Here is a 17,523-nt window from a genome sequence, read left to right as displayed (position 1 = left end):
GCTCTTGACAGAGCGATAGTTAACGATCTATCGTAAACACATCGCGATACGACGAAGACGATCAGGTCAGACCGGTCGCGAGCCGACTCAGCACGACGAAAGGACTCCTCATGCGCCCCTCGTATGACGACAACAGCAACACGTCCCCCCGCGACCAGCGCGGGTTCGGCCCGCGCGGCCCCCGCTTCGGCGGCGCGCGGCAGCACCACGGCGCCGGCTTCCCCGGCCGCGACCGCGGTGACCACGACCACGGCGGCCGGGGCTTCGGTGGCCGCGGGTTCGGCCCCGGCTTCGGCCCGGGCATGGGCTTCGGTCCCGGATTCGGCGGCCCCGGCTTCGGCCGCGAACGCCGTCGCCGCGGCGACGTCCGACTCGCGATCCTCGGCCTGCTGGCCGAGGGCCCGCAGAACGGCTACGCCGTGATCAAGACCATCGCCGAGCGCACCGGCGGCGCCTGGAAGCCGAGCCCCGGCTCGGTCTACCCGACGCTCCAGCAGCTCGTCGACGAAGACCTCGTGGTCTCGTCCGGCGACGGTCGCAAGACGCTCTTCGAACTCACCGACGCCGGCAAGGCCGAGACCGAGGCCAAGGCCGACGAGATCGCCGCGGCACTCGACGGGGCCCCTGGCATCCCGGACGCCCAGCGCGAGTTCTTCGAGGCGCTCCGGAAGACCATGGGCGTCCTGCACATGTACCGCAGCACCGCGACCGAGGAACAGGCCAAGGCGGCCACGGCCAAGGTGGACCAGCTCCGCAAGGACCTGCTCCAGATCCTCGCCGACTGACGGACGTCACCCACGACGGACAGGAGGCCCGGTGCCAGCTGGCACCGGGCCTCCTGTCTGCCTGCACATCGTGAGCAGCTGTGGTCGGGTCCGCGCGTCGGACCCGACCATTCGTGCTCACGAAGCGCGCGCAGCGCCTACCCGGCGTCGACGAAGGCCGCCACGTCCGCGAGCTCCGCCGTCGACACCGCGTGCGGCAGGCCCGCGTAGGTCCGGTCGGTCACGTCGGTGTGCGCCGCGGCCCACGCCTGTGTCCGAACGGTGGCCTCGGGCGGGATCACCGGGTCGAGGTCGCCGTGCCCCAGGAAGACCCTCGGCCGCACAGCCGAGACGGCCTCGTCACGCGAATCCGTGACGCCCGGCACCACGAACCCCGACAGCGACACCGCGAACGCGAAGGCCGCGGGCCGTGCCCGCAGGAGCTGGAGCGCCATCGAGCCGCCCTGCGAGAACCCGAGCAGTCCGATCCGCGGGTGGTCTGCGGCGACGGAGTCGATCCAGTCGAGCACCTCGTCGACCGCGGCGTCGACCGCCTCGGGCGCGGGGGAGCCGGGGGTGCCGAGCGGGTACCAGCTGAAGCCGGGCCCCCACGGCATCGGTGCCCGGAGCGAGGCGACGGTCCACGCGGGCGGCAGCGCGGGGGCGAGTCCGAGCAGGTCGTGCTCGTTCGACCCCACCCCGTGCATCGCGACGAGCAGGGGTGTGCCCCGCCGGTCCGAGGCACTCCGTGTCCACTGCACCAGGTCCGCATCGATCATGTGGACAACGCTAACCATCCCCAACTCCCGCGCCTTCCGCCGAACTCGCTGCCGTCCCTGGTAGACACGGTGCATGTCCTCGCTGCGCACCCCCGATCCCGACTCCGGCTGGCTGTCCGACGAGGAGCTCGCGAACGTCCGCCGTCGTCTGCCGATCTGCTACGTCGAAGCGGTCCCCGTCCGCACCGACGGCCTCGGTGTCGTGACCGAGGTCGGGGTGCTGCTGCGGGTCTCCTCGAGCGGTTCGATCGCCCGCACCCTGGTGTCCGGTCGCGTGATGTTCGGCGAGTCGATCCGCACCGCACTGTTCCGCCACCTGGAGAAGGACCTCGGGCCGATGGCGTTCCCGCAGCTGCCCTCGAGCCCGGCGCCGTTCACCGTGGCCGAGTACTTCCCGCTGCCCGGCGCCTCGGTGTACACCGACGAGCGGCAGCACGCGATCTCGCTGGCCTACGTCGTCCCGGTCACGGGGACGTGCGAGCCCCGGCAGGACGCTCTCGAACTCACGTGGATGAGCCCGATGGAAGCCGCGTCCGACGCCGTCGCCGACGAGATGGAAGGCGGCCGCGGCGCCCTGCTCCGGGCCGGTCTCGCGTCGGTCGGCGCCCTGCACTAGCCCGACGGGGGCGGCCGTACCCAGCGCACGACGAAGCCCCGCGCACGACGAAGCCCCCGGATCCGATCGGATCCGGGGGCTTCGCAGCTCGGTCGCGAACCGGCTTCAGTGCTTGTCGTTCTTGAAGCTGTCGGCGACGCCGTGCGCGGCGTCCTTGACGTCAGTGACGCCCTGCTTCGCCGAGGCCTTGCCCTGGTCGGTCTGGCCTTCGGCCTTCAGGCGGTCGTTGTCGGTCGCGTTCCCGACGGCTTCCTTGACCTTGCCTGCCGCCTTCTCAGCGGCGTTCTTGATGTCATCGATGCCAGCCATAGGCACTCCTTCCAGAAGCGGACGTGTTCCCCGTCAGCCGCTTGCGCGGCATCCGGTGAAGCAGACCGTACGCCCGCCGGGGTACCCCACCCCCAGCCCCCGCCAAGGTTTCGCCCCCGCCTTCACGCAGAACACCGGTGTTCGCGGATCACACCCCGGGATGCGGGGGTGCGAAACGTGAACACCGGTGTCTTGCGAGCACCGCCGGGCTCAGGCCGACGGGCTCAGGCCGACGGGCTCAGACCGACGGGCTCAGACCACGCAGGTCGAGCGGGTGGTTCAGTGGCGGTCCGCAGCGCCGGCCGGACGGGAGGCGCGGCGCGAGCCACCACGACGGTTGCCGCCCGACTCGTTGCCGGACCGACCCGCGGCGTAGCCGCCCTCGGACGACCAGACGGCCGACGAGCCGCCGCGCACGACGTCACCGCTGCCGGAGCGGCGGTTGCCGCCGCTGCGGCGACCACCGGTCGAACCGGCGGCCGCGGCGCCGGAGCGCCCGGCGCCCTCGGAACGCGCGCCACGGGCCGGACGGCCCTGACGGCCCCCGGCCGAACCGGCGGACTCGCCAGCGGAACCGGAGCGTGCGGGCTGCGCCGCGCCTCCCGACCGACCGCCGCGACCACGGCGACGACCGCCACCGTCACCGGCGGACTCGGCAGAGCGCTGCTTGGGCTGACGCTGCTGGGTGGGCTGCTCCTCGGCGACGTGGCGGATCGGGGCGACCTCGCCGACGAGCGCGGTGACCGCGGCGGAGGTCGAGGTGACGTGCTGCGGCGTGACCTTGATCGCAGCCGCACGCATCATCTGCGCGACGTCGCGACGCTCGGCGGGCATCGTCACCGTGACGACGTCACCGGACGAACCGGCGCGCGCCGTGCGACCCGAGCGGTGCAGGTACGCCTTGTGCTCGGTGGGCGGGTCGACGTGGACGACGAGCTCGACGTTGTCGACGTGCACGCCACGGGCGGCGACGTCGGTGGCGACGAGCACGAGGGCCTCACCGGAGGAGAACTTCGCGAGGTTGCGCTCACGGGCGCCCTGCGACAGGTTGCCCTGCAGGTCGACGGCCGGGATCCCCTGGCTGCTGAGCTGCTTGGCGAGGCGCTTGGCGTGGTGCTTCGTGCGCATGAAGAGGATGCGGCGACCGTTGCCCGAGGCGAGGGCGCTCACGAGGTGCTTCTTCGCGTCGGCGTCGGCGACCTCGAACAGGTGGTGGGTCATCGCCTCGACGGGGCTGTTCGCCTCGTCGACGGAGTGCATCACCGGGTTGTGCAGGAACTTCTTGACGAGCTTGTCCACACCGTTGTCGAGTGTGGCGGAGAACAGCAGACGCTGTCCCTTCTCGGGGGTCGCCTGCATGATCTTGGTGACGCCGGGCAGGAAGCCCATGTCGGCCATGTGGTCGGCCTCGTCGAGGACGGTGACCTCGATGTCGCCCAGGTTCACGTGGCCCTGCTGCATGAGGTCGGCGAGGCGACCCGGGCAGGCGACCACGACGTCGACGCCGCCGCGCAGGGCGTCGACCTGACGACCCTGACCGACGCCACCGAAGATGGTCGTGGTGTTCAGGCCCATGGCCTTGGCGAGCGGGGCGAGCGCGACGTCGATCTGCGTCGCGAGCTCACGGGTCGGGGCGAGCACCAGCGCGCGGGGGCGACCGGCGCGGCGCTTGCGGCCACTGGCGGCGAGGCGGGCGACCAGCGGGATCGCGAACGCGATGGTCTTGCCGGAGCCGGTGCGGCCGCGGCCCAGGACGTCCTTGCCCTGCAGGGAGTCCGGGAGCGTGTCCGCCTGGATGGGGAACGCCATGTCCTTGCCCTGGTCGGCGAGGACGGAGACCATCGGCGCGGGGACGCCGAGGTCGGAGAAACGGATGTCTTCGGTGGTCATGGTGACCTTTCGAGCCGGAGCGAGCCGGCTGTGGGCGCACTTGCGAGGCAGCGCGCGGGCGGGATGCGCGCCAACGGATGTGGCTGGCGCAGTCGCCGCAGCAGAGAAGCCTGGGCACCTTCGTGAGGTGCTCGATCATCGACCGGAGTCCGGAGACAGGTGGTCGGGAGTTCGGGGCGTCCGTACGACGCACGAGGCGATCGGCGCCTCGAGTACGACCAGCATAGCGTGCAGATGCCCGGATCAGCGAGGGCCGGGTGGATCGCCCCGCGCATGCGAGGATTCCGGGGTGCGCATGCGAACCGTCTTGTTGACCACCGCGATGGCCCTGGTGGCCGTCCTCGGTACCGCCGGCTGCGCCGAGGCTGCGACGACCAGCGCGGCCGCCAGCTACCGGAACCTGCCGACCTCGGGCCGTGTGGACTACCAGCTCGGCGGCGGCTACACCCCGCCGTCCGGCGTCACGATCGTCGAGCGGGACAGCACCGACCGCCCGGCGAAGGGCAAGTACAACATCTGCTACGTCAACGGGTTCCAGACGCAGCCCGAGGCCGCCCGCACGTGGAAGAAGTCCTACCCGTCGGCGATCCTCCGCGACCGCGCGGGCAAGCCGGTCGCTGACCCGGGGTGGCCCGACGAGATGCTCCTCGACACCCGGACGTCGGCCAAGCGTGCCCTGATCACGAAGGTGCTCGCGAAGACCGTTGCCCGCTGCGCTGACCGCGGGTTCGACGCGGTCGAGTTCGACAACCTCGACTCCTGGACCCGCAGTGGCAAGCGGCTCACCCGTTCCGGCAACCTGGCGCTCGCGAAGTCGCTCGTCGCCAAGGGACACCGGCACGGCCTGGCCGTCGGGCAGAAGAACACACCGCAGCTCGGGGCGTCCGGCCGGAAGCAGACCGGGTTCGACTTCGTCGTCGCCGAGGAGTGCGTGCAGTACCGGGAGTGCGCGGCGTACACGAAGGCCTACGGCGGGCGGGTCATCGACGTGGAGTACTCGGACACCCTCAAGCGCTCGTGGGGGTCGGTGTGCACGCTGAAGAGCCGTCCGGCCATGACGATCCTGCGCGACCGCGACCTGGTGACCCCGAAGGACGACGCGTACGTCTACAAGCGCTGCTGATCGCTCGGGCGTTCCTTCCCAGAACGCGTGCGATGCCTGGTCGAATCGGGCGGAGCGGGTCGGAACTCCCGACTGGGTACGCCCGGAACGACCGGGTACGCCCGGAAGCGCCAGCCAGCCGGGCCAGCCCCGCGCAGCCCTACGCTGGCCAGGCCTCGCGCAACGCGGTCGCGGCCTGGTCCGCCGACAGCCCCGCCGAGCGCGCCGCGCCGGCCAGGGCACGAGCGGCCTCGGCCACGGCGTCCGGGACCGCTGCCGGCCGCACCACCCGGGTGCCGGCGCCCCGTGCGGTGTGCACGAGCCCGGCTTCCTCGAGCAGCTGGTAGGCCTTCGCGACGGTGCCGGCGGCGAGGCCGAGCTCGTCCGCCAGCCCCCGCACGCTCGGCAGCCGTTCGCCGTCCACCAGGTACCCGGCGGCGATCTGCGCGGCGATCTGCGATCGGACCTGCTCGAACGGGGGCACGCGGCCGCCGACGTCGAGCGCGACGAGTCCTGTCATGCGTTCCACCCTAGAAGTCGTACTGCTCGCCGACGGGGATCGGGACCGGCACGGTGTTGCCCGGAGGGGCGAGCGGGCACGCCCACGCCGGGTCGTACGCGCACGACGGGTTGTAGGCGAAGTTGAAATCGAGCACGAGCGACCCGAGGTCGTCGCCGCCCAGGTCCGAGCCCTTGATGGTGTCGAGCAGGTAGCGGCCGCCGCCGTAGGTGCCGCGGGCCTTGCCGGCGCTGGCGTCCTTGACGGGCACGAACACCCCGCCCGCGTAGCCGCCGTGCTTCCAGACGTCGAGGGTGCCGACACCGGGGACCCGCACCAGGCCGAGGCGGTCGAAGTGGACGACGCCGTCGGTGCCGGTCTCGAAGTCGAACTCGGCAGGCTCCGTGGCCTCGATGCGGACCTGGAAGCGCCAGGCCGGGTCGTAGTCCGGCACCGGCAGGGACTCGAAGCCGCGGGCGTCCTCGTCGAGCAGCGGCGATGCCGGGTGCTCCGCGAACATCGCGTCGCGCGTTTCCCGCCACAGCGCGTGCGCCGTCTGGGGATCCGGCGTCGCGCGGACACGGCGGTACAGGTCGAACGTCATCCGCCGCCAATCCGTCGTCGCCAGCGTGCTGCGCACACGGTCGTCGGTCGTCGGCTCCTGGGGGCGCGTCTGGCTCACGTGGACGAGGCTACGCCCGCTGCGCGGTGGACGGGAGGCCCGACCCGCGTCGCGTCACGCGCCGTCGGTCCGCCAGGTGGGCGCGAGGGCACGCATCCGGAACGCCCGCCACTGCCAGATGACCCACATGCCGGGCCACAGGGCGAGGCCGAGGGCGGCCGGTCGCATGCGGTAGGTCAGGCGGTCGAGCAGCAGGGTCCGGCCGCCCGGCGCGGGGAGGACGGCCATCCGGTGCGACATCGTCATCCGGCCGAACAGCCCGGACGTGCCGCCGCCGTTGTCGCGCTGCACGGGAACCCCCTGAACCTCGTACAGGTCGAGGTCGACGTGCGTGTCGCCGCTCGGCACCAGGCCGAAGGCATCCGCGGTGATCGGGTGCGGGTGCCCCGGCTCCCAGCGCTCCGGGAACCCCTGGGGGTCGCGCGAGCGGTACGCCAGGAACGGCTTCGTCACCGCCACCATCACGGACGGGGACAGCAGGGCATCGCGCACGGCGTCGACCGGCGCGTCGAGGACGATCCGGAGGCCGACGTGCATGCCGGTGACGCTACGCCCGCGGGCTGGGCGCTGCTCCGTGCGTCGCCGATGCGGGCATCACGCCCGTCGCGGCGCGGGGATCAGGCGTGCCGGGCCGACCGGCGGCGGGACCCCTCGGCGCGGTCGTGCCGGCGGAGCCGCTCGGCCAGTCCGAGCCGGACGGCCGGCCACTCCGACGCGATGACCGAGAAGACCACGGTGTCGCGCAGGGTGCCGTCTCGGCCGATCGCGTGGTTCCGGAGCACGCCGTCCTGCTTGGCGCCGAGGCCCGCGATGGCCGCGCGCGACTGCAGGTTGTGCCAGTGGGTGCGGAACTCGACCGCGATGCACTGCCACGCCTCGAACGCGTGCGAGAGCATGAGCAGCTTCGACTCGGTGTTGATCCCCGAGCGCTGGGCGGACTTCGCCAGGAACGTGCTGCCGATCTCGACGTGACGGTTGCCCGTGTCGATGTTCATGAAGGTCGTCGCGCCCACCACCCGCCCGGTCGGGCGGTCCCGCACGGCGAAGGGCACCATGCGGCCGGCCTCGTGCTCGGCGAGCCGCCGGTCGATCTCGGCCTCGACCTGTGCCGGAGCGGGCACCGAGGTGTACCAGGTGCGCCACAGATCGCCGTCCGCGACCGCCGCCCGCAGGTCTTCCGCGTGCTCCTGCCCGAGGGGCTCGAGGGTCACACGGTCGCCGGTCAGGGTGGGCACGGGGGCGATCTCCATGACCATGCATCCTACGGTCGCCGACCCTGGCGGAACCCGGCCGGACGGCGACCCTGTGGAGAGGGACAGCATCGCCCGGACGGCTATCGTGACGGACGTGGCAGAACGCACCCAGGAGAAGTACCAGGTCCGGTTCGCGTGGGGTCCCGGAGGCGCGGCACGCATCGCCCACGGCACCCACCTGCTCGTCTGGGTCGACGCCCTGCCGCCGAGCCCCGACGCCGCCGCGCAGCGGCGCGCGCTCCGGAACGTGAGCGCCCAGCTGCCGGAGGGTCCGGAGGTCGTGCTCGGCCACCTCGGCAACGCGGCGGCGGTCGCGGAACGGGTGACGGGCCTCCAGGCCGCACGTGGTGACCGATGCGTCGTCGCGATCGTGGCCGCCGGGCTGCACCACACCGCGACCCTCGACGACGCGGCCGAGGCGGCGGGGGAGTCCGTCGACGTCGCCGACGCACCCGACTTCGCCGTCGAGGACCTGCTCGCCGCCGGAGCCGTCGTCGACGCACTCACCGAGGTCGGCATCGACCACACCTCGCCCGAGGCCGCTGCGGCCTGCGCGGCGTACACGGGGCTGCGCCGTGCCGTGCGGCACCTGGTCAGCGCGTCCGAGGGAGCCGCCGTCCTGAGCCGGGACGACGTGCACGCGGCGCTCGCCGCGGGCCCCGACCTGCCCGTCCTGCGGGAATCGGGGGAGCGCGCGTAGCGTTCGCCCCGTCACGGAACCAGCGAGCGAAGGAGCAACGCCATGAAGGCAGTCGTCGGCGACACGGTGATCGCGGAGGCCCCGGAAGAGGACCTCATCAAGATCGAGGGCAACTGGTACTTCCCGCCGTCGAGCGTGAAGACCGAGCTCTTCACCGAGAGCCCCACCCAGTACCACTGCCCGTGGAAGGGCGACACCCAGTACTTCACGGTGAACGTGGACGGCCAGGCGCTGCAGGACCGCGCGTGGTCGTACCCGACGCCGATCCCGTCGTCGTTCGAGCGTGTCGGCAAGGACTACTCGGGCTACGTCGCGTTCTGGAAGGACGTCCAGGTCGTCGCGTGACGACCGCCGCGCCCTGACCGGTGTGCCTCAGCCGGTCAGGGTGAGCACCACCAGCGCGATGTTGAGCGCCACGATGACCGCCGCGATCACCCACGCCACCACGCGGGTGATCGCGGCGTTCACGTCGGTGCCCATCACGCTCCGCCGTGACGTGTAGACCACGAGCGGCACGATCGCGAAGGCGATCCCGAAGCTCAGCACCACCTGGCTGACGACGAGCAGCATCGTCGCGTCGATGTGCAGCGCGAGCAGCACGATCGCGGGCACCAGGGTGATCGCCCGCCGGGCCACCAGCGGGATCCGCACGTGCAGCAGCCCCTGCATGATCTCCGCTCCGGCCATGCAGCCGACCGAGGTCGAGGCCAGTCCGGACGCCAGCAGTCCGACGGCGAAGAGGACCCCGACGACCGGGCCCACGTTCTCGGCGATGGCCCGCTGCGCCCCGGGGATCGAGTCGGTGCCCGCGACGCCCGGCAGGGTGGCCGCGGCGAGGACGAGCATCGCGATGTTCACCCCACCCGCGACGATCAGGGCGAGCCCGACGTCCCACCGGGTCGCGACGAGCACCCGGCGACGCTCCGGCCCGGCGGGGACGTCCCCGTGACGGTCCCGGGCGAGCGCCGAGTGCAGGTACACGGCGTGCGGCATCACGGTCGCGCCGAGCATCGAGGCCGCGAGCAGCACCGACCCGGCGCCCTCGAACCGCGGCACGAGCCCGGCGACCAGGTCTGCGGGTGTGACGCGGGCGAACAGCAGCCCGGCGCAGAAGCCCACCGTCAGGATCGCGAGCATCGCCGTCACCACGGTCTCGAACAGGCGCGTGCCCCGGCGGCTGTGCAGGGTCAGCAGCAGCATCGAGACGAGCCCGGTGATGATCCCGCCGACCACGAGCGGCAGGTCGAAGAGCAGGTAGAGGGCCAGCGCGCCGCCGATGACCTCGGCGATGTCGGTCGCTGCCGCCACGATCTCGGCCTGGCCCCAGAACAGCAGGCGCGGCGCGCGCCGCATCCGCAGGCCCAGGTGTTCGGGCAGCGACTTGCCCGTCACCACCCCGAGCTTGGCGGACAGGTACTGCACCACCACGGCGCTGGCGTTCGCTGCCACGAGCACCCAGAGCAGCAGGTAGCCGTACTCGGCCCCGGCGGTCAGGTTGGCGGCGACGTTGCCCGGGTCGACGTAGGCGATGGCTGCGACGAAGGCCGGTCCGAGCAGGGTGAGGCCGGCTGCACGACGACGCGGGGCGCCGGGTGGGCGCTCGTCGAGCCGGGTGCTGGCAGTGTCGGTCATGCACCGATCCTGCCAGAGGATTCGGTGTGCCGAATCTTTTTCTTCGCGGATGCTGCGTTCGGTGGCCACCACGCCCGTGAGCGTGCCTCGGGCGGTCGCGATCCGTCGGCTGCGAGGCCGTCGGGCGACGGTTGGTGACCGCTCGGCAGAGGTGAGCGAGGCGTCGTGACCGCTCGCCGAAGGCGGACGGGAGGCCCGTGGCGGCGCTGCCACGCGCCTCCCGGCCGGTGGCTGGTCGCGACTCGTCGCTTGCGTCGCGTCGGCTGGTCACGACCGGTCGGCTGCGAGGCCGTCGGGCGACGGTTGGTGACCGCTCGGCAGAGGCGAGCGGGGTGTCGTGACCGCTCGCGGAGGGCCGGTGGCTGGTCGCGGCTCGTCGCTTGCGTCGCGTCGGCTGGTCACAACCGGTCGGCTGCGAGGCCGCCAGCCGACGGTTGGTGACCGCTCGGCAGAGGCGAGCGGGGTGTCGTGACCGCTCGCGGAGGGCGGACGGGAAGCGGTCAGGCCGTGCTCAGTGCCTGCTCACTCCGCTGCCCGGCGGGCGCGGTGCGCCCGGACCTTCGCCCGGTTGCCGCACCGCTGCATCGAGCACCAGCGCCGGGTCCCGCCGCGCGACGAGTCGTAGAACACCAGGCCGCAGTCCTCGGCCGAGCAGCGGCTCAGCCGGGTCGGGCGGCCGTCGGCCTCGACGTCGTCGAAGCCGACCTCGGTGAAGAGCGCGACGGCGTCGCGCGCGACGCTGGACAGGGCCTGGGCCAGGCGGACCCGGTTGGCTCCGGCGCGGCGTCGGCCACCCGGGAGGCTCGGGGGCACGTCCGGCAGGGCGGCGAACAGGTTGACGGTGTCGATGTCGTCGGGCGCGGGGCGCGTGCGGCCGGCTCCGGCGCGCAGGCCCGCCGCCACGGCGGTGCGCTCGGCGGCCGTGCTCGCCGGCGCGGGGGCGGCGGCGACGGCCAACCGGGCGATCGCGGCGCGCAGGGCGCGGGCGTCCTGCAGCTCGCGGCCGCTGGCGCCGACGTCGATCGGCTCGGTGTGCTCGCTGAGCCACTCGTCCAGGTCGGCCGGGCTCGCGAGCAGTTCGCCGAGCTGTGACCGCGGGCGTCGTCCGGCGGAGTCGTCGGCGAAGCCACCCGTGTGCGCGAAGTCGAGCGCGATCCGTCCGGCGTCGAAGAACCAGGAGGAACCGGCGTCCGTGCGGATGTGCTGCCCCGTGTGCATCCGCCCAGGCTAACGGGTTACCGGCGCGCCTCCGTGCGTCGGGCACCTCATGCGGTAGTCGACGCCATCGTGGCCGCGTCGTCGTCCGCGGTCCGGCGCCGCCAGGTGATGACGTTCCGGGCGTCGAACCGTCGGGAGCAGCGGGCACAGGCCAGGGGGCGTGTGGGGGTGCGGTACCGGAAGTGCTCGTGGCCCGCGGGGCAGCTGCCGATCCACGGTGCGAGCTCGCTGGCGATCGGCCCGTCGTGCAGGCGGGAGCCGGTGTACCCGATCGACGCGGCCGTGCGCTTCCACTTCGGTCCGTGTGCCGCCCGTGCGCCGGCGAGGGCGTGGGCGACCTCGTGCAGCAGGACCTGCTCGACGTCGTGGTCGGAGAACCGGGTGGCCAGGTGACGGCTCACGGTGATCCGCTTCCGCGCGAAGTCGCACTGGCCGGCACGGGTCTTCGCGTGGTCGAACCCGAACGCCCAGGTGCCGGCGCCGAGGTGTTCTGCGATCAGGGCCTCGGCGCGGAGCCGGACGGTCTCGAGCGCGGTCACTGCTCGGCGCGCGGGTCGGCCTGGCCCTTCTTCGCTGCCCGGGCCGCGATCCGACCCCAGATGTCGTCGGCCTCGGTCCGCGCGGCGTCGGGCGCACCGAGCACGCGACGGCGGATCGGCGGGACCTGCTTCACCGGCTCGGCGACGCGGGTGACGGGTTCGTCGTCCTCGGCGCGACGGGCGGCGACCTCGCGGGCCGTCCGGGGCTTGTCCGACGGTTCCGCCGGGTGCGTGATGGCGGCACGCATCGCGGCCTCGACCGCGGTGCGCAGGGCGTCGGTGCGCTCCGACGGCGCCCCCGCCTGGCGGAAGGCCTGGTACGCCCGCGACAGGGCGGCGCGCGCCTCGTCGAAGCGGTCGTTCTCGAACAGAGACCAGCCCTCGATCTCGGCGGCGGCACCTTCGAGTTCCGGCCACTCCTCGGTGGCGGCGGTGTCGCGGGCCATGGCGGCTTCGTTGGCGGCGCGGTCGTGGCGCCCCAGGTCGTGCAGGACGTGCGCACGACGGATCCGTGCGGCGACCTTGTCCTGGCGCTCCCCGGTGAACATCGCGAGACGGAACACCTCTTCCGCGATGACGAGCGACTCGTCCAGACGACCGAGCAGACGGAGCAGCTCGGCCCGTTCGGCGAGGGCGTCGGTGCTGCGGCTCTGGCCGAGGTCGCGGAGCCGCTGGTGCACGGCGTCGACGTCGACCGCGGGTCGCAGGCTGATGGGCGCGAAGGTGCTGCCCGGGCTGACCCCGGCCGTCACGGGAGCCGCGTGGCGCGGTTCACGGGAACGGTCGGACGGGTCGGGCAGCTGGCGGTCGTCGGGCGGGAGGGACATCGGTTCGAGGGTAGCCGCGGTCTGCCGGGAGCCGTCGGTGCGACGCGCTCAGGTTGCGCGGGTGCGGCGGTCCGGGGTGCCCGGCGGAACGACCGACGGCCCGCCGTGCCGGAGCACGACGGGCCGTCCGGAGCGGTCGATCAGGAGTTGGCGGCCACCGCGGCGGCAGCGGCCACGCCGACGTAGGTGACCAGCGTCGCGATCGTGGCGACGACGGCCAGGACGATCGCGAAGATGCCCCAGCCGCGACCACGCTTGGTCACGGCGGCGATGATGCCCTGCACGAGCGCCCAGAGCCCGAGGATCGCGGCGACGCCGGCGATCACCGCACCGACACCGATCTGCGAGATGACGGCCGGGTCGTTCATGAGCTGACGCTGCAGCTCCTGCTGGTCCGGGGTCGCACCGCTGCTCGGGACGAGGTTGTTGATCGCGTCGCTGTTGGCGAGCGCCGACCCCATCACGTACCCACCGATGACGCCGATCACGAGCGCGGCGAGTCCGAGGACGAACGCCACCACACCGAGGGTCTTCTTCTTGGGCTTCGGCTCGTCGTAGCTCTGCCAGGCCGGGGCACCGGAGTGCGACGGCGCGGCGGCGTACGGCTGCTGGTCGTGGCCCTGCTCGTGACGCTGCTGGTCGTTCCAGCTCGGCGTGCTCGACGGCTGGTCGTACTGCTGCTGTCCGTACTGCTGCTGCCCGTACTGACCCTGCTGCTCGCCGTTCGGCTGGCCGTACTGCTGCTGGCCCTGCCCGTACTGCTCGCCGTACTGCGGGGTCGAGGTCGGCGTCGGGTCCACCCGCTCGCCGTACCGCGGGGCGTCGGCGTCGGGCCGCTGCTGCGGGGCTTCGCCCCAGCTCGGCGCCTGGCCGTCGCCCGTCCGGTCCTGGTCGTTCCGGTCGTCGTTCGTCATCAGGGTTCCCATCGCTCGGTCGCGCACCTGCGCGGTCGTTCAGACCATCCTGACAGCCGGACCGGCCGAACGCCCGAAGTCCGTCCCCGGCGAGGCCCCGCGCGGGCGTCAGCCCCCGAACACGCTCCGGTTCGGCTCGGGGGACGCGACCGCCGTCTGGTCGGTGACGATCGGCGCTCCGGCGATGAACGAGCGGAGCTCCGCACCGTGCACGACCTTCGCCGGCATCGGGTCCGACGAGTACCGCCTGGGCATGTCCGCCACCGGCAGGTCGGTCGGCGAGCCGAGCAGCACGATGTTGCCGAACCGTCGGCCCTTGAGCATCCCGGTGTCCGCGACCGCGGCGACCGAGGGCAGCACCGACTGCAGGGTCGACGCCTGTCCGCGGGCGAAGGCCAGCCCGGCGCCGTCGGCCACGTTCACCGCGACGATGCCCGTCGGCGACAGGAACGCGGCGACCTCGCGGTAGAACTCGACGCTCGTCACGTGGGCGGGGATCTGCGAACCGCCGAACACGTCCACCACCGCCAGGTCCACCGTGCCGCGCAGGCCGGCGGGCAGCTTGCCGAGGACCTCGCGGGCGTCGCCGTACCGCACCCGGATCGAGGCGCCGCGGGGGAACGGCAGGGCCTCGCGCACGTGCTCGACCAGGTCGCGCTCGAGCTCGATGACCTGCTGCCGCGAACCCGGACGCGTCACGGCGACGTAGCGGGGCAGGGTCAGTGCCCCGGCGCCCAGGTGCAGCGCCGTGACCGGGCCGTCGGGCAGCAGGTCGATCGCGTGCCCGATCCGCCGGATGTACTCGAACGCCAGGTGGGTCGGGTCCTCGAGGTCCACGTGCGACTGGGGGGTGCCGTCCACCACCAGGGTGAAGGACCCCGGCCGGTGCCGGTCCGGCTCCACCACCGAGTACCCCGCACCGATCCGGAACCCGTCGAACGCATCAGCCATGCGGTCAATGGAACACCACCGCGATCACCACCCGCGTCCCCACCCCTGGTTGGTGTGCCCGGGGGACACCCGGAACGAGGCTGATCACACCGGTCGGGAAGGCCCCGCCGGACCACTTCGAAAGGCACACCATGTCGGTCCAGCTCCTCGCGAACGTGCTCATCGGCCTCGCCCTCGTCGGCCTCCTGGCGTACCGGCAGGCGACCTGGCGGTCCCTCGACCCGGCGCGCATCTGGCGGGGTCCGCTCGTCATGGCGATCGTCGGGGTGGTCGTCCTCGCGCAGACCACGACGACCGTCACCACCACCGACGTCGTGTTCCTCGGACTCGAGGCCCTGCTCACCGTCGCCGTCGGCCTGGCGATGGGGGCCATGACCCGCTTCCGTACCGTCACGACGCCGGACGCCAAGGGCCGCACCCTGCAGTCCCGCACCGGTTGGCTCGGCGCCGGCCTCTGGATCGTCCTCATCGCCGCCCGCATCGGACTCGACGTCCTCGGCGGCCACCTCGGAGCACACCTGCTCACCTCGACCGGCACGATCCTGCTCGTGCTCGCCCTGAACCGAGCCGCCCGCGCCCTGGTCGTCGACCAGCGCATCCCTCGCGGGACCGACCGCCCGGCGACCGTCGGCCGCGGCATGATGGTGCGGTGAGCCTGCCGACCGAACCGGAGCGGACCGACCCCGCCGGGGTCCGGTCCCGCTCCGGCGTCTCGTGGCTGCTCAACGGCGTGGGCATCGCCGTGGTCGCCTTCTGGTTCGTCCGGAACGGCGTCCTGCTCCACCACCCCGCGTGGGTCTGGGTCCTCGGGGCCGCTGCGCTCGCCGCCTGGGCCGTCCGCGAAGGGGCACGTACACCCCGGGTCCTCGTCGCCGCAGCCGGCGTGATGGTCGCCGCCGGATCGCCCACCGTGGTGCCGACCGACTCGCTGCTGGTCGTGCCGGTGATCGTCGGGCTCGTCGTCCTCGGTGCCGACCTCCGCCTGCCGGTCTGGACGGCCGCGGTCGCCGCGCTCGCCGCAGTCGTGGTGGTCGCCGTCACCGCGACGATCGAGCAGACGTCCGTGCAGTTCGTCCTCGGCGTGAGCGGCGGGCTGCTGCTCGGCGTGCTCGTCGGGTTCAGTCGTCGGCAGGCGCGGCTCACGACGGCGCAGGCCCGCGAGACCGAGCGCCAGCAGCAGCGCGCACGGCTCCTGGCCGACCGGTCGCGGGCGTCCCGGGACATCCACGACGTCCTCGCCCACTCGCTCGGCGGCCTGGTGCTGCAGCTCGACGCGGTCGAGGCCCTGCTCGAGGCCGGCCGCGTCGACGAGGCCACCCGCCGTGCCGGTGACGCCCGCGCGCTCGCCGCCGACGGTCTGGCCGAGGCGCGGCGTGCGGTGCACGCGCTCCGCGACGAGCCGCCGTCCGGACGACCGGCGCCCGACGAGTCCCGGACCCACCGACCGCAGCCCGACCAGCCGGAGCCGACCCGTGCCTCCAGTCCGTCCGCCGACCGCGGGGCGGGCCTGACGGCCCTCGTCGACGCGCACCGCTCGTTCGGCGGCGAGGTCGTGGTGCAGGGCGACGCGACACTCGCGGTCCTCGACGACGCCCACCGTGCCGCCGTGGTCCAGGTCGTCCGGGAGGCCCTCAGCAACGCCCGCAGGCACGCCCCCGGCCGCCCCGTGTCCCTGTCCGTGATCCGGGACGGCGACGCCGTGGACGTCGTCGTGGCGAACCCGTTGCCGAGCGGCGGCCAGGGGCTGCTCGGGATGCGCGAGCGGTTCGCGGAACTCGGCAGCGAGGCCACGGTCGAGGCCGAGCGTTCCGACGACGAGTTCGTCGTCGCCATGCACCTGCCCGTCGACGGCACGCGCGAGGCGGACACTGCGGACGACGCGGACGCGGCGGTCGTCGCCGAGGACGACCGCTCGTGACCATCCGGGTGCTCGTGGTCGACGACCAGGCCATCGTCCGCGACGGCCTGGTGACGGTGCTGTCGCTCGTGCCAGACCTGCGGGTGGTCGGGCAGGCGGCCGACGGGGCCGAGGCGATCGCCGCCGTCGGCCGGGACACACCCGACGTCGTCCTGATGGACCTGCGGATGCCGGGCGTCGACGGGCCGACCGCCACCGCACGGATCGTCGCCGAGCACCCCGGGGTCGCGGTGCTGGTGCTGACGACGTACGCCGACGACGACTCCATCGTCACCGCGATGCGGGCCGGGGCGCGTGGCTACCTGACGAAGGACGCGGGGCGGGCGGAGATCGCGGCCGCGGTGCGTGCGGTGGCCGCGGGGCAGTCGACCTTCGACGCGACGGTGGGAGCGCGGCTCGTGGCACACCTCGTCGGTGGTGCCGGTGCCGGTGCCGGTTCCGGTGGCCCTGCTGCTGCGCCTGCGGAGCCCGATCCCGGCCCGGCGCTCGGTGCGCGGTTCCCGGACCTCACCCCGCGCGAAGTGGACGTCCTCGAGCGCATCGCCGACGGCCGGACGAACCCCGAGATCGCCGCCGAGCTGTTCCTGACGGTGCCCACCGTGAAGTCGTACGTGAACCAGGTCTTCGCGAAGCTCGGGGTCCGCACCCGCGCCGAGGCCGTCGCCCGCGTCCTGCGCTGACCGTCGGCAGCCCGACGTCGTCCCCGGGTGACGCACTCGGGACAGGTGGATGCGTGCACATCGACGGCCAGCGGACGCCAAGACTCGTCGCCTACCGTTGACGCCTGTCGTCACGACGCCCGAGCGTCGATGCGTGGGTGCCCCACACCCCACGCGTCCGCCCGGACACCGTGACCACGACGTGCCCGTGAGCGCCCCCACCGCTCGAGCGTGCGCGCCGTCGGCGTGCTGCTGCGCGCCACCCCTCCGG

The 17,523-nt window shown here is 73.2% G+C and carries 21 protein-coding genes; 8 read left to right on the top strand and 13 right to left on the bottom strand.

The window, feature by feature from the left end; genetic code table 11:
• The first annotated feature begins 110 nt into the window (after positions 1-110).
• On the top strand, positions 111-785 hold the full coding sequence (locus MXD64_RS16940; protein ID WP_017885844.1) for a PadR family transcriptional regulator: 675 nt from the start codon (positions 111-113) through the stop codon (positions 783-785).
• 137 nt (positions 786-922) lie between these two features.
• Here the strand turns inward: MXD64_RS16940 and MXD64_RS16935 are convergent, their stop codons facing one another.
• Positions 923-1,543 carry an alpha/beta hydrolase gene (locus MXD64_RS16935; protein ID WP_083389177.1) on the bottom strand — a complete coding sequence of 207 codons (621 nt, stop codon included), beginning with the start codon at positions 1,541-1,543 and terminating at the stop codon, positions 923-925.
• A gap of 73 nt (positions 1,544-1,616) precedes the next feature.
• Here MXD64_RS16935 and MXD64_RS16930 point away from each other — a divergent pair, with 73 nt between their 5' ends.
• Positions 1,617-2,159: an NUDIX hydrolase family protein gene (locus MXD64_RS16930; protein ID WP_042537523.1), complete on the top strand. Its 543-nt coding sequence runs from the start codon at positions 1,617-1,619 to the stop codon at positions 2,157-2,159.
• Positions 2,160-2,264: 105 nt separating this feature from the next.
• Here the strand turns inward: MXD64_RS16930 and MXD64_RS16925 are convergent, their stop codons facing one another.
• Both MXD64_RS16925 and MXD64_RS16920 read right to left on the bottom strand, forming a co-directional pair.
• Positions 2,265-2,468, bottom strand: coding sequence for a CsbD family protein (locus tag MXD64_RS16925; RefSeq protein WP_017885847.1), 204 nt, complete (start codon positions 2,466-2,468; stop codon positions 2,265-2,267).
• Between the two features lie 279 nt (positions 2,469-2,747).
• The gene (locus tag MXD64_RS16920) at positions 2,748-4,358 is read right to left on the bottom strand and encodes a DEAD/DEAH box helicase (RefSeq protein WP_017885848.1); all 1,611 of its coding nucleotides are present in this window, start codon (positions 4,356-4,358) and stop codon (positions 2,748-2,750) included.
• 295 nt (positions 4,359-4,653) lie between these two features.
• Between MXD64_RS16920 and MXD64_RS16915 the strand changes: the two genes are divergently transcribed.
• Positions 4,654-5,481: an endo alpha-1,4 polygalactosaminidase gene (locus tag MXD64_RS16915; protein ID WP_263137455.1), complete on the top strand. Its 828-nt coding sequence runs from the start codon at positions 4,654-4,656 to the stop codon at positions 5,479-5,481.
• A gap of 139 nt (positions 5,482-5,620) precedes the next feature.
• Here the strand turns inward: MXD64_RS16915 and MXD64_RS16910 are convergent, their stop codons facing one another.
• The 4 genes from MXD64_RS16910 to MXD64_RS16895 form a co-directional block, all read right to left on the bottom strand.
• Positions 5,621-5,980, bottom strand: a complete 360-nt coding sequence (locus MXD64_RS16910; protein WP_031259158.1) for a GntR family transcriptional regulator — start codon at positions 5,978-5,980, stop codon at positions 5,621-5,623.
• Positions 5,981-5,990: 10 nt separating this feature from the next.
• Complete coding sequence (locus tag MXD64_RS16905; protein ID WP_017885851.1) at positions 5,991-6,563, bottom strand: DUF1684 domain-containing protein; 573 nt, start codon at positions 6,561-6,563, stop codon at positions 5,991-5,993.
• 132 nt (positions 6,564-6,695) lie between these two features.
• Positions 6,696-7,178 carry a hypothetical protein gene (locus MXD64_RS16900; protein WP_263136842.1) on the bottom strand — a complete coding sequence of 161 codons (483 nt, stop codon included), beginning with the start codon at positions 7,176-7,178 and terminating at the stop codon, positions 6,696-6,698.
• A gap of 80 nt (positions 7,179-7,258) precedes the next feature.
• A complete protein-coding gene (locus tag MXD64_RS16895; protein WP_017885853.1) occupies positions 7,259-7,897 on the bottom strand; it encodes a GNAT family N-acetyltransferase in 639 nt (212 codons plus the stop codon).
• Between the two features lie 91 nt (positions 7,898-7,988).
• Between MXD64_RS16895 and MXD64_RS16890 the strand changes: the two genes are divergently transcribed.
• Positions 7,989-8,594 carry a 2-phosphosulfolactate phosphatase gene (locus MXD64_RS16890; RefSeq protein WP_031259161.1) on the top strand — a complete coding sequence of 202 codons (606 nt, stop codon included), beginning with the start codon at positions 7,989-7,991 and terminating at the stop codon, positions 8,592-8,594.
• 42 nt (positions 8,595-8,636) lie between these two features.
• The gene (locus tag MXD64_RS16885; RefSeq protein ID WP_017885855.1) at positions 8,637-8,939 is read left to right on the top strand and encodes a DUF427 domain-containing protein; all 303 of its coding nucleotides are present in this window, start codon (positions 8,637-8,639) and stop codon (positions 8,937-8,939) included.
• A 27-nt stretch (positions 8,940-8,966) separates the two neighbouring features.
• Here the strand turns inward: MXD64_RS16885 and MXD64_RS16880 are convergent, their stop codons facing one another.
• From MXD64_RS16880 to MXD64_RS16855, 6 genes are all read right to left on the bottom strand, one after another.
• On the bottom strand, positions 8,967-10,226 hold the full coding sequence (locus tag MXD64_RS16880; protein ID WP_017885856.1) for an Nramp family divalent metal transporter: 1,260 nt from the start codon (positions 10,224-10,226) through the stop codon (positions 8,967-8,969).
• Between the two features lie 522 nt (positions 10,227-10,748).
• Positions 10,749-11,444: a CGNR zinc finger domain-containing protein gene (locus tag MXD64_RS16875; RefSeq protein WP_056072072.1), complete on the bottom strand. Its 696-nt coding sequence runs from the start codon at positions 11,442-11,444 to the stop codon at positions 10,749-10,751.
• Positions 11,445-11,491: 47 nt separating this feature from the next.
• Positions 11,492-11,983, bottom strand: a complete 492-nt coding sequence (locus tag MXD64_RS16870) for a SprT-like domain-containing protein (RefSeq protein WP_071250131.1) — start codon at positions 11,981-11,983, stop codon at positions 11,492-11,494.
• Positions 11,980-12,810, bottom strand: a complete 831-nt coding sequence (locus MXD64_RS16865) for a hypothetical protein (protein WP_052481644.1) — start codon at positions 12,808-12,810, stop codon at positions 11,980-11,982. Before MXD64_RS16865 ends, MXD64_RS16870 begins: the two co-directional genes overlap by 4 nt.
• A 140-nt stretch (positions 12,811-12,950) precedes the next feature.
• Positions 12,951-13,724 (bottom strand): DUF308 domain-containing protein, encoded by a 774-nt coding sequence (locus tag MXD64_RS16860; protein ID WP_139179594.1) that lies wholly within the window; start codon positions 13,722-13,724, stop codon positions 12,951-12,953.
• A gap of 108 nt (positions 13,725-13,832) precedes the next feature.
• Positions 13,833-14,675 carry a spermidine synthase gene (locus MXD64_RS16855; RefSeq protein WP_017885553.1) on the bottom strand — a complete coding sequence of 281 codons (843 nt, stop codon included), beginning with the start codon at positions 14,673-14,675 and terminating at the stop codon, positions 13,833-13,835.
• A 131-nt stretch (positions 14,676-14,806) separates the two neighbouring features.
• Here MXD64_RS16855 and MXD64_RS16850 point away from each other — a divergent pair, with 131 nt between their 5' ends.
• From MXD64_RS16850 to MXD64_RS16840, 3 genes are read left to right on the top strand one after another with little or no spacing between them, the layout of a single operon-like run.
• Complete coding sequence (locus tag MXD64_RS16850) at positions 14,807-15,328, top strand: hypothetical protein (protein WP_214563204.1); 522 nt, start codon at positions 14,807-14,809, stop codon at positions 15,326-15,328.
• Complete coding sequence (locus tag MXD64_RS16845; protein ID WP_263136838.1) at positions 15,325-16,593, top strand: sensor histidine kinase; 1,269 nt, start codon at positions 15,325-15,327, stop codon at positions 16,591-16,593. Before MXD64_RS16850 ends, MXD64_RS16845 begins: the two co-directional genes overlap by 4 nt.
• On the top strand, positions 16,590-17,273 hold the full coding sequence (locus tag MXD64_RS16840; protein ID WP_042537513.1) for a response regulator transcription factor: 684 nt from the start codon (positions 16,590-16,592) through the stop codon (positions 17,271-17,273). Before MXD64_RS16845 ends, MXD64_RS16840 begins: the two co-directional genes overlap by 4 nt.
• Positions 17,274-17,523: the final 250 nt, after the last annotated feature.

Source organism: Curtobacterium sp. Arg-1, from assembly GCF_025643395.1.
GTDB lineage: Bacteria > Actinomycetota > Actinomycetes > Actinomycetales > Microbacteriaceae > Curtobacterium > Curtobacterium poinsettiae.
Note: the sequence above shows the minus strand (reverse complement) of the source record. Positions and strands in the feature narration are given on the sequence as shown.

Coding starts and splice junctions, on each gene's coding strand:
- MXD64_RS16940 (WP_017885844.1), top strand. CDS start 111: ATGCGCCCCTCGTATGACGACAACAGCAACACGTCCCCCCGCGACCAG.
- MXD64_RS16935 (WP_083389177.1), bottom strand. CDS start 1,543: ATGATCGATGCGGACCTGGTGCAGTGGACACGGAGTGCCTCGGACCGG.
- MXD64_RS16930 (WP_042537523.1), top strand. CDS start 1,617: ATGTCCTCGCTGCGCACCCCCGATCCCGACTCCGGCTGGCTGTCCGAC.
- MXD64_RS16925 (WP_017885847.1), bottom strand. CDS start 2,468: ATGGCTGGCATCGATGACATCAAGAACGCCGCTGAGAAGGCGGCAGGC.
- MXD64_RS16920 (WP_017885848.1), bottom strand. CDS start 4,358: ATGACCACCGAAGACATCCGTTTCTCCGACCTCGGCGTCCCCGCGCCG.
- MXD64_RS16915 (WP_263137455.1), top strand. CDS start 4,654: ATGCGAACCGTCTTGTTGACCACCGCGATGGCCCTGGTGGCCGTCCTC.
- MXD64_RS16910 (WP_031259158.1), bottom strand. CDS start 5,980: ATGACAGGACTCGTCGCGCTCGACGTCGGCGGCCGCGTGCCCCCGTTC.
- MXD64_RS16905 (WP_017885851.1), bottom strand. CDS start 6,563: ATGACGTTCGACCTGTACCGCCGTGTCCGCGCGACGCCGGATCCCCAG.
- MXD64_RS16900 (WP_263136842.1), bottom strand. CDS start 7,178: ATGCACGTCGGCCTCCGGATCGTCCTCGACGCGCCGGTCGACGCCGTG.
- MXD64_RS16895 (WP_017885853.1), bottom strand. CDS start 7,897: ATGGTCATGGAGATCGCCCCCGTGCCCACCCTGACCGGCGACCGTGTG.
- MXD64_RS16885 (WP_017885855.1), top strand. CDS start 8,637: ATGAAGGCAGTCGTCGGCGACACGGTGATCGCGGAGGCCCCGGAAGAG.
- MXD64_RS16880 (WP_017885856.1), bottom strand. CDS start 10,226: ATGACCGACACTGCCAGCACCCGGCTCGACGAGCGCCCACCCGGCGCC.
- MXD64_RS16875 (WP_056072072.1), bottom strand. CDS start 11,444: ATGCACACGGGGCAGCACATCCGCACGGACGCCGGTTCCTCCTGGTTC.
- MXD64_RS16865 (WP_052481644.1), bottom strand. CDS start 12,810: ATGTCCCTCCCGCCCGACGACCGCCAGCTGCCCGACCCGTCCGACCGT.
- MXD64_RS16860 (WP_139179594.1), bottom strand. CDS start 13,724: ATGACGAACGACGACCGGAACGACCAGGACCGGACGGGCGACGGCCAG.
- MXD64_RS16855 (WP_017885553.1), bottom strand. CDS start 14,675: ATGGCTGATGCGTTCGACGGGTTCCGGATCGGTGCGGGGTACTCGGTG.
- MXD64_RS16850 (WP_214563204.1), top strand. CDS start 14,807: ATGTCGGTCCAGCTCCTCGCGAACGTGCTCATCGGCCTCGCCCTCGTC.